Source organism: Lactobacillus jensenii DSM 20557, from assembly GCF_001436455.1.
Classification (GTDB): Bacteria; Bacillota; Bacilli; order Lactobacillales; family Lactobacillaceae; genus Lactobacillus; species Lactobacillus jensenii.
The window spans coordinates 139,394-154,354 of the sequence record NZ_AYYU01000001.1 but is presented as its reverse complement, the minus strand read 5'-3'; the positions used below and the strand labels follow the sequence as shown (position 1 = coordinate 154,354).

General features: G+C 33.4%; 11 protein-coding genes and 1 pseudogene. 3 read left to right on the top strand and 9 right to left on the bottom strand.

Going from position 1 to position 14,961, the window contains the following annotated elements:
* Both FC45_RS00735 and FC45_RS00730 read right to left on the bottom strand, forming a co-directional pair.
* Nucleotides 1-369: pseudogene (locus FC45_RS00735) on the bottom strand (amino acid permease); the annotation flags it as partial.
* 101 nt (nucleotides 370-470) lie between these two features.
* Entirely contained in the window at nucleotides 471-1,157 is a 687-nt protein-coding gene (locus tag FC45_RS00730) for a DUF554 family protein (protein ID WP_057706296.1), read from the bottom strand.
* Nucleotides 1,158-1,343: 186 nt separating this feature from the next.
* Between FC45_RS00730 and FC45_RS00725 the strand changes: the two genes are divergently transcribed.
* Nucleotides 1,344-2,882: an autotransporter outer membrane beta-barrel domain-containing protein gene (locus tag FC45_RS00725; protein ID WP_006584850.1), complete on the top strand. Its 1,539-nt coding sequence runs from the start codon at nucleotides 1,344-1,346 to the stop codon at nucleotides 2,880-2,882.
* Nucleotides 2,883-3,122: 240 nt separating this feature from the next.
* On the opposite strand, the gene FC45_RS00720 is transcribed toward FC45_RS00725, so the two are convergent.
* The 5 genes from FC45_RS00720 to FC45_RS00700 all read right to left on the bottom strand — a co-directional run bounded on the left by FC45_RS00720 (nucleotide 3,123) and on the right by FC45_RS00700 (nucleotide 9,835).
* On the bottom strand, nucleotides 3,123-4,034 hold the full coding sequence (locus tag FC45_RS00720; RefSeq protein WP_006588387.1) for an ROK family protein: 912 nt from the start codon (nucleotides 4,032-4,034) through the stop codon (nucleotides 3,123-3,125).
* Between the two features lie 53 nt (nucleotides 4,035-4,087).
* The gene (locus tag FC45_RS00715; protein WP_006584852.1) at nucleotides 4,088-5,572 is read right to left on the bottom strand and encodes a glycoside hydrolase family 1 protein; all 1,485 of its coding nucleotides are present in this window, start codon (nucleotides 5,570-5,572) and stop codon (nucleotides 4,088-4,090) included.
* 140 nt (nucleotides 5,573-5,712) lie between these two features.
* A complete protein-coding gene (locus tag FC45_RS00710) occupies nucleotides 5,713-6,945 on the bottom strand; it encodes an MFS transporter (RefSeq protein ID WP_006584853.1) in 1,233 nt (410 codons plus the stop codon).
* Between the two features lie 23 nt (nucleotides 6,946-6,968).
* Nucleotides 6,969-8,546, bottom strand: a complete 1,578-nt coding sequence (locus FC45_RS00705) for an alpha-L-rhamnosidase-related protein (RefSeq protein ID WP_006587883.1) — start codon at nucleotides 8,544-8,546, stop codon at nucleotides 6,969-6,971.
* A gap of 2 nt (nucleotides 8,547-8,548) precedes the next feature.
* Nucleotides 8,549-9,835 carry an MFS transporter gene (locus FC45_RS00700; protein WP_006587884.1) on the bottom strand — a complete coding sequence of 429 codons (1,287 nt, stop codon included), beginning with the start codon at nucleotides 9,833-9,835 and terminating at the stop codon, nucleotides 8,549-8,551.
* 103 nt (nucleotides 9,836-9,938) lie between these two features.
* Here FC45_RS00700 and FC45_RS00695 point away from each other — a divergent pair, with 103 nt between their 5' ends.
* The gene (locus FC45_RS00695; RefSeq protein ID WP_155517702.1) at nucleotides 9,939-10,976 is read left to right on the top strand and encodes an AraC family transcriptional regulator; all 1,038 of its coding nucleotides are present in this window, start codon (nucleotides 9,939-9,941) and stop codon (nucleotides 10,974-10,976) included.
* Nucleotides 10,977-11,035: 59 nt separating this feature from the next.
* Here the strand turns inward: FC45_RS00695 and FC45_RS00690 are convergent, their stop codons facing one another.
* Together FC45_RS00690 and FC45_RS00685 are read right to left on the bottom strand one after the other, a co-directional pair.
* Nucleotides 11,036-12,571: a DUF5060 domain-containing protein gene (locus tag FC45_RS00690; protein WP_006587886.1), complete on the bottom strand. Its 1,536-nt coding sequence runs from the start codon at nucleotides 12,569-12,571 to the stop codon at nucleotides 11,036-11,038.
* A gap of 12 nt (nucleotides 12,572-12,583) precedes the next feature.
* Entirely contained in the window at nucleotides 12,584-13,801 is a 1,218-nt protein-coding gene (locus tag FC45_RS00685; RefSeq protein WP_006584857.1) for an MFS transporter, read from the bottom strand.
* Between the two features lie 201 nt (nucleotides 13,802-14,002).
* On the opposite strand from FC45_RS00685, the gene FC45_RS00680 reads away from it, so the two are divergent.
* Nucleotides 14,003-14,959 (top strand): LacI family DNA-binding transcriptional regulator, encoded by a 957-nt coding sequence (locus FC45_RS00680; RefSeq protein WP_057706293.1) that lies wholly within the window; start codon nucleotides 14,003-14,005, stop codon nucleotides 14,957-14,959.
* Nucleotides 14,960-14,961 lie beyond the last annotated feature (2 nt).

The window sequence follows — 14,961 nt, the reverse complement described above, 5'->3', positions numbered from 1 at the left end:
TGGCCACCAAAACTTCAAATATTCTGTTGCTGCAACTACTTCACTCATTCCAACAACTATATATTCAAAAACATTGGCCCACTCAGCCATATAACCAGCCATTGGATGAACATATTCAGTTGCATAATCTGCAAAAGATCCTGTACCAGGATTTACATAAAGCATCTCACCTAAAGCCCGCATTACGATGTAAAGAATGAGGCCAACAAACATATAAGCTAACAAAACAGACGGCCCTGTCCATTTGATAGTTGAAGTTGATCCCATAAAGAGCCCAACTCCAATCGCTCCTCCAAGAGATATCATTTCCATATGCCCTGCAGACATTGACCTTTTTAACTGCGGAGCAGAACTATTTTTTTTATTCATAAAATTCCTCTCATCCTGAATAAACTAAGCGCAGTAGTTTATTCAGCAAATTCCTTTTAATATTGTAAGTTATCTATTTGTCCATAGCAAATTCAAGCTTGTCAATAATGAAAAATCATCTTACCTAAGAAATATAAAACGGGAATAAGCAAACTTGGTAATAAGTCTAAGCTTTTAATTTCACGAATTTTTAGCAAACTAATCCCACTTGCAGTAATTAAGAAGCCACCTACAAGGCAAAGCTCATTAACTAACTCCATACTAAAAAAGCTTGCAAAGCCTACCTTAACAAGGCCAAAGATTAAGAAAAACCATCCCAATAGAATTGGTGTTTCTAAAAGCATCCCCCAACCAAAGCTAGCTCCAAAAATAATTGCACAAACAAAAGTTAGAGAAGCATTAGTTAATAAAAAAGTTAAATCTCCAGTTTTTGCAGCATTAATTGGTCCTAGTAAGCTAAGTGCGCCTATACAATCTAAAAAGGTCGCAGTTGCAACACCTTTAGCTAGCTCACTTGTAAATTTAGTTTCAAGCAAATTTTCTACATGTTGATCAACTTCAAACAATTTACCTATTAAGGTACCCAAAGTTAAACTCACAACAAATAAGAGCGGGAAATTCAACTTATTCATGTAATTAACCACCGTATTAATTCCCACTCCTAAAGCAGCTAAACCTAATGCTAACCAAAGGGCTTCAATATATTTTTCTTTTAAATGTCGTTTAAATAAACAGCCAATTGCTGTACCAAATATTACAGCAAGACCATTAATTAAAATGCCAATCAAAATTCCACATCCTAAAAACTAATTTAGCTTATTTTTTCTTTATCATTTTATATAAAATGGTTCAAATTTTCCAATCAAAGCCTTTATTTTTTTCTAAAAGTAATAACAAAAAATTGCTTTTTTCATCAAAAATTATTCATATTTACCAGTTAAATTATAGTCAATGTTTGAAAGGAGACTCACTTTATGAAAAGAAAGAAATTAAAATTTGTCAGTATTCCTTTAATCGCCCTCGCAATCGCTGGGGAAACAGTAACTATTTCTAGTCAGGTTGTAAATGCTGCCAATTCAACTCCCCCTGCAATGCCTTCTGGTTCAAAGAAAGGTGGAGCGAATACACAAAGCTATGATTATACTGGAAGCTTATCAGCTTCTGTTCTTGTAAATTCAACAAGTCGCAAATTGCTTAACAAAACTTACACAAGTTCTAGCAAAGATAAAAATGTCGCTTTAGTAAAAAATGCCGGTTCCTTAACCTTAAATCATGTTACATTGTCTAAAACTGGTTCTTCTTCTAATGATGACAATAACAACTTCTATGGGACTAATTCAGTTTTATTAGCTACTGGAAAGAAATCAACTGCATATATTAAAAACTCTAAAATTAAAAGTAATGCCAAAGGGGCAAACGGAATTTTTGCTTCAAATAAGGCAACTGTCTATGCTAATAACACCAGTATCACAACAACTGGCTCAGCTAATTCACGTGGATTAGATGCTACCTACGGCGGAACTATTATCGCAAATAAAACTAATATTTCTACTAAAGGTGACCACTCAGCAGCATTAGCTACTGACCGTGGCGGTGGTAATGTTAGCGTAACTAACTCGAAGCTTAAGACTGCAGGTAGTGGTTCTCCATTAATTTATTCAACAGGAAATATCGAAGTTAATAATGTGACTGGTTCTGCCTCTGGTTCTCAAATTGCCGGTATGGAAGGCTATAACAACATTTATATTTCAAATTCAAAATTAGTTTCTACAAATAACAATAAGACTGGTTCTGATCCAATTAAAAATGGTGTAATTCTCTACCAGTCAATGTCTGGAGATGCCGATACTTCAACTAGCAAAGCTGCAAAATTCCAAGCAGTAAATTCTAGCTTGTCAACTTCAATTGATTCTGGTGCAATGTTTTATGTTACTAACACTAGAGCCAACGTTGTACTCAAAAATACCAAGTTAAACTTCAATTCAAAGAAAGTTAACTTACTAACGATTGCCGGTAACAACTCTAATTCTTGGGGCAGTGCTGGTTCAAATGGTGCTAAAGTAATTTTCACTGGTATCAAACAAAAATTAGACGGCAATATCTCCGTTGATAATATTTCTAGTCTTAAGCTTTATTTGTTAAAGAATTCAACTTATACTGGTAAAACAACTATTACTACAAATTCAAAAGCTACTAGTTCAAGTAAAACTTCAGCTCCAATTACCATTAATATCGCTAAAGATTCGAAGTGGATAGTAACTGGCAATTCCACTGTAAGCAACTTAAACATTGAATCAGGCGCAAAAATCGTTGATAAATCAGGTAAAACTGTAACTATTGTCAACTCATCTGGTAAAACGCTCGTTAAAGGAAGCAGTAAATACAAAATTACTGTAAAAGGGACTTATAGTAATAAAGTAACAACAAGTTCTGCAAATAGCTTAAGTAAAAGTAGTGTTTCAAGAACTTCTTTTGACAAATATTTCAATACTAATACTAAAATTACATATTAAATAAAATCTGCGCAAAAAATGACAACCGTCTTAGTTCTGCCCAGCTGATAGTTATCATTATAAAAATCAAAATAAAATAATATAACCGGAAGCGGACGCTTAAGCTCCTAGAGTTGCCAGTATCGATGACGTATTTTTTACTCCTCTAAGTATCTTTCATGATGAAAATTTAGGTGAGTCAATTCTTGAATTATCTACAATATTTCTATTAAAAAAGTAGCCTTTCGGCTACTTTTTCTGCTAATATTTCTCGTGATTAATCTGCAAGAGTAAAGCATACAAAGCACCATAAATATTAGCATCATTCATAAATCTTGCCCGTACGATTTCAGGTTTGGTCAACATCTTCTTGACAAATTCAACCTCATCAACCAGCTGATCATATTGACGGTTTATCTCTTCAACTACGATTGGTTGAGCACTGATACCACCGCCAATAACGATTTTATCAAGATCGGCTACAGCTTGGATATTAGTAATCAAGACTGCAATCTCGCGGCACATCCGCTTAAAGATTTTGACAGCTGCTGGATTTTGCTCTTTTATCGCGTCAAATGCGACTAATCCATCTTTAACATCTTGATTCCCAACAGCCTGATTGACTTTTTTAACCATTGAAACAGCTGAACCTTTGTCGCAAACAAAACTTTCAAAACCATACTTAGAAGAATCGGTATGCATGAAGCTTAATTCGCCAGCTTGAAAGTGGCTGCCGCGCACAAGTTTTCCATTTAAAATTAATCCGCCACCAATCCCAGTTCCTAATACAACTGCCATTCCGTTATCGATGCCCTTTAATTCGCCTAGCCAAAGTTCAGCCAAACCAGCTGCTTTTCCATCATTTTCAACTCCGACTGGGATATGATAACGATTTTCTAGTAATTCTTTAAAATTAGTTTGATCAAGAAATGGCAAGGCCCCGCCGAAATAAACAATTCCTTTTTGCACATCAACTTTTCCCGGTGCACAAATTGCAATTCCTTCGAACTTACCAACATATTTATCGGCAATTTCATAAATCTTTGCCATAAAATTATTAATATTATCAGTTGGAGTCGAGGTTTTATCTTTTTCGATAATTTCACCAGAGTTATTTAATAAGGCGTATTTTAAGTTCGTTCCGCCGACATCAAAAGCTAAATACTGTGTCATAATTATTCCTCTTTTTAACAAAAAGGAAGTAGCAACAGCTACTCCCCTCTTATCTAATCTAAATCTTCTCCATTGGAAGCGATAATCTTCTTATACCAATCAAATGAATCTTTCTTATAACGCTTCAAGCTGCCATTTCCCTGATCGTCGCGGTCAACATAAATGAAGCCGTAACGCTTAGACATTTGACCAGTTCCGGCACTGACTAAGTCAATGCAACCCCAAGTAGTGTAGCCGATTAAGTTAACGCCATCTTTGATAGCGTCTTTCATGGCACTGATATGTTGTCTCAAGTAGTCAATTCGATAGTCGTCGTGAACCTTATGATCAGCAGTCATTTTATCAACTGCACCAAGTCCATTTTCAACCACCATCAAAGGCAAGTGGTAACGATCATTCATCAATTCAAGGTAGTATTGTAAGCCTTCTGGATCAGTTGACCAGCCCCATTCTGAATATTTCAAATATGAGTTCTTGGCACCAGCTGAAAAGTTTCCGCCGACAGTGTCTTTAACTTCGTGCGTAGTTACTACCGTAGACATGTAATACGAGAAGGTGTACATGTCGACTTTGCCCGCCTTTAAATCGGCTAAGTCTTGGTCAGTGATATCTAAGTGAACATTATGTTCATTCCATAAGCGCTTAGCAAAACTTGGATATTCACCTAAAGCTTGCACATCGCCGCAATAGTAAATATTTTGTTCCCATGAATGACGGCAAGCCAAGATATCCTTGGGGTCTGGAGTTAATGGGTATGAAACAATACCGCAAATCATATTTCCTACCATATAGTTAGGATAAATTTCATGAGCAGCTTTGACTGCACGAGCACTAGCCACAAATTGGTAGTGCAATTTTTGATAAGCATGTTGAAATGCGCTGTCGTCTCCGGCATGTTGACTAAACATGTTAAGCATCAAGACTGCAGAATTAATTTCATTGAAGGTCAGCCAATATTTTACTAAGCCTTTGTATTCTTTGAATAAGACCGTTGCGTATTTAACATATTCGTCAATCATCTTGCGGTCTTGCCAGTCATGGTATTTTTCACTTAGGTAAAGGGGATCTTCATAGTGAGAAATTGTGACAAGCGGTTCAATGTTATATTTCTTTAATTCTTCAAAGACTCTACGATAAAAATCAAGTCCAGCTTGGTTTGGTTCTTTTTCGTCACCTTTTGGAAAAATTCTGGTCCAGGCAATTGATAATCTAAAAGTCTTAAAGCCCATTTCAGCAAATAATTTAATGTCTTCTTTGTAGTGGTGGTAAAAGTCAATTGCTACATGATTTGGATAATATTCATTTGGATCAATTGCACCAACTGCACCTTCTGGTAAACCCGCACCAGGTAATGCAGGAGTTTTGCCAGGCTTACCATTAAGAGTATAAGTTAACATTCTAGGATGTTTTAAACTACCAGCAGTGGTGATGTCAGTGACTGATAAACCTTTACCATCTTCGTTATAGCCACCTTCAATTTGGTTAGCAGCAGTGGCTCCGCCCCATAAGAAATCTTTTGGAAATACTGATTCGTTCATTTATTTTTTACCTCCTAGTTGAGCTGTCAGATTTATTTTTATTTTATTATAAGTACACAGTTTTTTGAAAGCGCTTTTTACTAAAATAACAATAAACTAACTTTTTTATTTAGCTTAGTTTAGATAGCTAAGGGATCTTTTTATTTAACTAATTTCTGATGTACATGATGGCGGCGTTCTTTAGTGGCAATAATAACTATTAACGTAACTACACCAGTAACAATATTGATTAAGCCTGCATTAAAAATAACGGTTGAAGATTGGGTGCCTAAATAATTTGCAATAATTGGCGAAAGAAATGAACCCAAATTTGAACCAACTAATGCTATTGAAGTAAAAAATGGGGCTTTTTTAGCACTTGAAACTTCACTTATTCTATTAAAAATATAAGGAATAGATAATGAGCAAACAATACCATATAAGATTGAAATGATTGTAATAACCCACATATTTCTAGAAATCGAAATTAAACACGTAGCTATTCCACCTATTCCTAATGCAAAAGGTAAAATAAATTTCTTCAATTTTTTATAACAAATACCAAAGATGAACCCTCCAATTACATTGGAAATATTAATTAAAGATAAAACATTTGATGCTTGAGTTGGGGAACCAATATTATTTTCAACAAAAAATGTTGGCAACTTAACAAAGAAAATCATAGCTGAAACTAAACCCAAGAAAATTAATAAGGTTAATTCAGCAATCAAAGCTATTGAATCTTGCTGTACCTCGTTTCCCTCATTAGCAGCCTTCTGTAATTCTTTTTTCTGTTCTTGCTCTTGTCTTTTAATTGCACCAGATTTTACAGGATCAGGAACAAAGAAAATAAATAATAATAGAGTTGGAATAAATAATAAGTAAACCAAATAGGATGCATGCCAACTAAAAACTAATAATTGGCCGGCAATAAAAGTCATTAAAGCTGTCCCTAATCCTGCAATAGCAGATCTCCAGCCCATTAATTTAGCTCTTTGATCACCATAAAAGAAAACTCCTATTAGACTAATTGCTAATGGATTAGCTAAACCTATTCCTGCACCTAAAATTGCTCTAGAAATAATAATGATATTAAAATCGTTTAAAAATGCTGGAATAATAGAACTAATAGACGCAATTGCTAGGCCTAAAATTGCGGTATTTTTTTGTCCGATCTGTTTTACAACAAAGCCACTTATCAAAACAAATATAGTCACAAACATTGAAACAATGGTTGTAATAAGTTCAATGTTAACTAAAGATTGATTTGAAAAAGTTCCTTTCATGCCAGGAATAGTAGCATTAATAACGCTTGCCGCCTGTTCCACAATATTCAATGAAAGTAATGCTAAAACAATTAATGCATAATGAAACTTACTTATATTTTTTGACATAATAAGCCTCTTTCTACTAAAAATTAATTTAGATACTTATTAAGTAACCAAACAGGTGTACAACTCCATGCGTGACAAAAACTATTAACCATAGCATTTCCATAAGGAGAAAAGTTGGGGTGTTCTGGTTCAAAAGCTTCCCAATAAGTATCGGCACCAAGAGAAATCATCTTCCCCCAGTACTCTTTCATCAATTTAATTCCAGCTTCCCTAAATCCTGCTTCGAACAAAGCTTGTGTTACATGATGATACATATACGGGGTTGCTATGCCTTTAATTGGAAATAATTCGGTTTGAGTCTTTTTCATGAGAGCATGATTTTGTTCGTTATCTAATACATGTGCCAAAACCATCCAAACTTGACTAGCCACATTTATTTCTTTATTAGGTCCAGAAATGAATAGTCCTTTTTTGTGATCAAACAACTTATTTTCAGCATAATTTACCAGTTTGTTTAGTTGATTTTCATATTTAAGTTTCTCTGAGTCTTCAGCCATTCCTGCTAAGTCAATTAATTGTTTAAGTACAAAAATAGTGATAGCCTGTGCTGAAGTATTTTTATCAAAATCCTGAGACCAATCAACAAATGTTATGTAATCTTTATCTGTAATGACCTTTCCATCATCAGAAATGAATTTCTGATCATAGTCCCACTGTTTCTTGGCGATTGGATACAGATCATCCAATATCTCCTGATTAAATTCATGTTTCAGCAAATCATCTAAGGTTGAAATAAAAAATAGTCCGTAATCATACATAAATGTATCATCTGGAATATATTTATTATTGGTAAAGACATTAGCAGAGATTCTACCATCCTCAGCGGTCATCCCTGCAAACAAATACAGACATCTCTTAACTAAATTGGTATTGTTAAAGGAAGCGTAGTTGGCTAATGCTTGTAATCTTAAATCTCCTAACCACAATCTCCTATCTCTTTTTGGGCCATCTTCAAAAACGTCTTGCATACAATCGTGCAAGGTATTCACACCAGTTTCATAGATTTTATCAAGTTCATTATCATCAAACTTAGACTTTGGAATTTGAACCTTATTTACCGCACTTTGACTGATTACTCGAGGATCAGAGAACTTAACTGACCATTTTGGAGACGTATCTACTACGCGGATTTCAACATATCTAAAGCTATACCTTCTTGGTAACTTTAAATCAACTGGCAAATTATCTACATGAATTAACTCTTCCTGCATCCATGATTTACTTAACCAACCGTTATAATCTTTTGAATTATATTTGAATTCATTAGGCATTTCAGCGAACCGAATTTTTAAGGTTAAAGGTGCATCCATTGGTGATCCCACATGATCAATATGAATCTGAAATTTTCCCACACAATGTTGACCTATGTCGATAAGAAAGTTGTCATCTTTTCCAAATTTTTTACTTTTTAATTCATTGACAGATCCGGCGTTAGAAACACCAACACCATCTAATTTTGTTTCATCCTTGGTTAATTTGATTAGTTGTTTAGCTGACAGTTGGTGATAAATAATCTTTGGTTTATATTTATCAGCTTTTTTCAAAAAAACCGCATTATGATTGAACTTTACATCTAAATTTACTTGAAACTTAAAAGCCATTATTATTTCCTCTTATTTTCACTTTGAATTCCATATTTCTTTTCTAATCGAACCATATTTAATCCGAACAAAAATGCAATAACGACCATTCCTGAAAATCCAAACATGGTAGTTTTAATAACGCTTTGTACAACAAGCGCGGGTGTGATAAATGCAAATAGCCCACACAAAAATCTTGAAAATCCACCAATGAATCCTTGAATCGATGATCTAACAGACATAGGAAATGCTTCTTGTGTCCAGACTTTATAGATTGCTTCACCTGCGATGTTACTTCCGATACTCATGAAACCAATAGCAAAGATAATTGGCCATAATTCGTGACTTAATGCTGCCAAACTGAACATACCTAAGAATTGAATAGTCATACCAATAATGAAAAACCAATTTCTATATTTACTACCTGCACATTTTGCAAAGGCCATAGTGGCAAACAGACTTACAAAATTTAAAACTAACCCAGCACCAGTAGCCAAGCTTTGGGAAGCATGAGCATTAACAAGCATAAATGTTTCAAATTGTCCAAAAGTATTTGCCAATAAGTTCCAGCAAATATAGAAAATCATAATACTAATAAACATAGATAAATATTTCTTTTTATTCTTACCAAAAAGAACGTTTAAAGTTGATTGCTTTCCGGTAGTTTTATTATTACTTAAAGAAACTTGATGCTTATTACCCTCCTGATGAAGTGTCTTAAATTTTCTAGAAAAAGTTCTCCAAACGCCAATCAGCAAAGCCAAAATTCCTAAACAAGCAAAAACTACTCTTGCTCCAGTGGCGCCTGCCATCTTAGAAACTAAAAAAGCAGCACCATAAGAACCTAACACGCCTATTTGCCAGAATATTTGAGTTGAAGCAATTAATTTGGATGAGGTTTTCTCATCTGGAGAATCATGGGAAATCATTGTCAAACTAATTGGTAAATCAGCACCTGATGCAAATCCTGCTATTATAGAACCAACGAGTAATGCAAGATAATTTGGTGCAAGTACACAAACAAATGCACCTATTGCAAAAAGAAAATTCATAAAATTAAAGGATTTTACAAGTCCTATTTTTTTGGTAATCTCACCAGCAATTAACGATCCAATTGCAATTGCAAAAGTCAATGCACCAGAAATAATACCAACTTGGCCATTATTTAAATTTAATCCTAATTGCCATACGGTGATAGTCGCAGACATCCCAACAATTATTCCGGATCCTAACACGGAACCTAGCCCCGCAGCAATAGCTAGCGGCTTGTATTTATCGATTGATTCTATTTCATTAATTGTACTTTTCATTATTGAACCTCCGTTTCTTTGCTTTAATTATCTATTTTTCTGGAAGCGTTTACACTATCGTGATAAAATTTATTTAGTTGCAAAACTACAGATAGAGGACAATATGCTAGACAAAAAAATTGAGAAAAAAATACTGTCAATAACGACAGTAGAACAAGAACAGCTCAATAATAATGGAATAAATATTTGTGATGTAAAGCTAGATAATAATGAAGAATTCAAAAAACATCCGATTTTACGAATGCCATTTTGGAATTTCTTTGACTTTGGGCGAATTTCAATTACTAAATCAAATAGATTTTCATATATACCAGCCCATAAGCATAAATTTATTGAAATAAATTATTGCTTTTCTGGAAGAAGTATCCAGTATATCGATGATCATATAATTGAATTACATCCTGGTGAACTTATAATTATGGATAGAGAAATACAGCAAAGGATAAACTATGCCAGGAAACAGGATATCTTGATAAACATATTAATTAGAGATGATTACGAAATTTCTAATTTGCTGAATGGAATAAATAAAAATTCTATCCTAATAAAATTTCTAAAAAATGCCACGCAAAATTATTTTAATCACCATAACTTCATAATTTTCGACACCAATCAAGACATAGTTTGCAAACAAATCATAGAGAATATCATATCGATTGGTTTTAATAACCACGGAAAAAATGAAACTATTTTAGAGGCGCTATTAAAAAGTTTTATTTTATGCTGTAATGACCAATTAATTATTAAAAAGCAAATTAATTTTACAGAGCAAAAAAATAATACTTTTGAAATCATTCAATATATTAACGAGAATTACCAAAATATTTCTCTGAGGAAAACAGCTGAAACATTTGGTTATTCAACAAACTATTTAGGAAACTTATTAACCAAAGAAACTGGTCATAGTTTTAAAGAGATTCTTTTAATGAGACGTTTAAACATTGCATGTAATCTATTGCAAACAACTGATTATAGTATTGAAGACATAAGTTCCTTGGTTGGATATGAGAATCATTCGTCTTTATTTAGATTATTTAAACAGCAACTAGGTATTAAACCTCAAGAATATAGAGACAGAATTCGTTATCCTGTACATTTAAGTGATAAAAAAGAATTTTTACCAAATCCATATTTCAAATAAAAAGGGACAGTTTTTCAAAAATAACTGTCCCTTTCTTATATTTCCATTTCAATAAAACATTAATCTTTCCCAGTTAAAAGCATCGCTTGGTATTCTTTTCTTGGTAAATGAAACTTTTCATCATTAGTGATTTCACCATCAAAATCTTGAATAGTTTCATCCCAGGCGTTGATCAACTTTGCATTATATTTCTTTCCTTTAGGCAAAAAGCTAAATAACTCAAATTCTGGCTGATTTTCTCCAAAGTAGACTAACCATTTCTTTTCATCAGGAGTTGAGCCAACAGCTAATTCCCAAGTAGGACCGCTGGTGGCCTGAGGTCTAACCCAATCAAATCCATTGTCTTTTAATAGCTTAGACAAGAAATTAATTTTCTTATGACTTTCTCCGTATAGTTTTCCACCATGAGCCCACCAGATTGGACGATTAGTATTCGGCTTATCAATATATGTTTCTCCATGAGTACAACCTCCACCACGTAAAACTACGCGCCAGAAATTATCCATCATACCTTGAGCAGTATTATCGCCCCAGCCAAATTCAATATTACCTTCATAACGACATTCATCATCTACTACTGGCTTTTGATATTCTTCAATCCATTTAGGAATAAGAAATACGTTATCACTCTGGACACTTACATGTGTAATCCAAGGCTTAGTTTGATCATACCAATTTTTAATAGTATCTTTATGTTGTGGTGGATCATAAAAGTTATGAATTGATTCTAAGTGATCAGAAGGATCTTTTTCATGAACAAATTGTCCAATTTTATCCCAGTCGCCTAATGGAATCTGCCCTACTAAATCCATTAAATCAAATTCATTTGCTAAAGCCCACCAAACATTCTTATATGATGCTAATCTAGCAATTACGTATTTGAGATAGTGCAAGTTGTTTTCAAGTCCCATTCTTGCAAATCCCCAACGGTCATATGGGCAGAACAAAATCAAGTCAGCTTCAACACCTAATTTATCAAGTTTTTCAATATTATTTTCTAGATTTTGGAAATACTTTGGCACAGGTCTTGTAAAATCAAATCCTGTATCTTTAGCATCAAATATCCAGTCAACTCCGCCCCTCAAAACTTTTGGAGCTCCTTCAAATGGATAAATTTCTGGTTCAATAGTGTTATAATCATAACTCTTTGGAAATACCAGCATTCTTATCTTATTGAAAGAATTATCCTTCAAAGTTTCTAATGTTTGCTCCTGAATCTTTTCAGGCTGAGTAGTCCATGCATATGCAGTTGTACCAAAAGGAATATATCTAGTACCATCCGCATATGAAAAGTGTGTTTTCCCTGCCACCCTAACAGGACCATGATTATCCTTTTCCGCAGGAGTTACCAAAAATTCATCTGTTACTTTATCTAAACCTTTGACGTTAGAATGAGTAATTACTTGAAATTGCCCTTCAACTTCTGGCATATATCTAACTTTATATACACCATTTCCATCATAAAACCCGTCAACTTTTACTGAATGGTTATTATGTTCAAATGTAGCCGTTAACTCTACATCTCTAAATGGATTTCCATCTTCAGGTCCATTTAAAGTTAACTCATAGCGTTTCCATTTTTCTACTTGCTTCATTTTATTTTCTCCTTAGATTGATACATGTTTTTTAACATGTTGACTTGTCAATGCGATACCCAAGAATACTATTGTGATAATTGTTAAAATTCCTGCACTAATTTTCATTTGATCAACTGGAGTAGTTGCATTCATCATTTTAGCTAAGAATGAAATTATGAAAGGTGAAGCAAAAGCCCCCAAATTGTTACATACTTGTGCAATAGAAATAATCAAATTACTAATAGAACTGTCCACGTCACTCAAGATAGTGTCGTATACATAAGGAATAATCAGAGATGAAATCATCATGAAGATTAATCCAATAAAGAAAATGATCATATTACTTGCTGAAGAACAAATAATGAATCCAATGATTCCGCCAATAGTTGATACAACTGGAGTAAAACTATGTAATAGCTTATAAATCTTACTGTAGCCCATTGAGATTACAGCACCAATTAAGCCTGCAATCGCAATTTCAGTTGATAATACTCCTTGATTTGCTAATTGATTTTCTTGGATTACCAGAGCTGAGCCAGTGGCTTCAACCATAAAGGCTGCGAAGAATAAGAACAACATCAAAAATGCAACATAAATTCTTACAGGGATTTTTACCTTTGACTTGCCTTTTTCATTATTCTTATGAACTGCTTCAACAGTAGTAGCAGCTTCCATTTTTCTGGTATATCCCATCATAAATAAAATTAAGAATGGAATTATAATTAACATGTAAAGGAAAGTACTTTGCCAATTAATTCCTAATAATAAACCGGAGATAAAGGTACACGAACTGTTACCTAAAGTCCCCATCGCACCTTGAATACCAATTAAAGTCTTTTGTTCATCCCCGCTGAAGCAATCACCGATTAAAGAAACTGCGAGTGAAGTGAATAAACCAATACCGGCACCTACCAATAAACGACTAAATACAATTAATGAAAAATTGTTAATAAAGAATGGAATCAGGCCACCCACTATTGTGGCAAGCATCCCGATAATTACAGTATTTCTTTTACCAAACCATCTTATAAATGCATTACTAAAAAGAATAAAAAGCATAATTGTAAATGATGGAATCGTGAATAATGCTTGAATAGAAGTAATTGATTGATTTGGAAATGATTTTGCAATTAATGGGATTGCAGCTAAATTAGAACCAGCTACTTGTAAAAATAGCGATATTCCTAGAATACCTATCTTTAATTTCCAATTATGTTTGTTGTTTTGTTTTATTGACTCAACATCCATAATTTTTCCTCCTGTTTTGAATCACCAATTTTGTTTACATAAACATCTTACAATGTAATCGGTTACATTAAAACACTAAATTGCTAAACTAATACTAAATTAATGAAGCGCTTTCTTTTATACTTAGCAATTAAATCAATAATAAATTTTTCTTTGATTTTTTATATGTAATCCGTTACATTTGATACGAGGAGAAACAAAATGACAATCAAAGAAATTGCAAAACTCGCTGGGGTATCGACAGCAACTGTTTCCAGAATTATTAATAATTCTGGAAAGGTCAAAGAAGAGACTCGAATTAAGGTACAGAACATCATAGATCAAAATAATTACCGTCCGAATCAAGTGGCCAGAACTTTATTTAAAAAGAAATCAAATATAATAGGAATTATCGTTCCTGACTTATCTAATATGTTCTATTCAAAAATAATTGAAGGTATCCAGAACATTATAGATAATACTAACTACTCTTTGATGATTTCGTTTAGTGCCGGGTCTGATGATAAAAAATATATCGATTTTATTCGAAAATTTCAGCAAGAAAATGTTGATGGAATCATAACTTCTGCTTTCAGCGGAGAATATGTAACAAAAATCAAAACTCCGATTGTTATGTATGATAGTGCAAATATTGAAGATAATATCATTAGGATTGCTTCTGACAACAAGGCTGGAGGTAAATTAATCTCTAAGTTTCTTAATAAAAATATCAAGAAAGTACTCATTCAACATCTTGATTTATCCTTACCTACTGTGGCTGAACGTTTTAATTCTTTGATTGCAGAGCTGAACAAAAGAGATATCACACATAATCTGGTGGCAGTTGAAGGATTAAGTAAAAAACATGCCAGCCAAAAAGTATTAGAAAACATAAAGCATTTCGATGCAGTTATCTCAGTTAACGATGAGTATGCAGCCGATATTATTAAAGAATCTAGATTAAATGGTTTTAAAATTCCTGAAGATTTTCAATTAGTAGGCTATGACAACACAAATCTGGCACAGTATACAGATCCAACAATTTCTACAATTGATCAGCAAGCTTTTGAAATCGGAAAAGCCGCAGCAAGGCGCTTAATAGATAGAATCGATGGAAATAAAAATACAGAAAATACAATTATTCCAGTTAAAGCTTTAAAAAATGAATCGACAAAATAAAA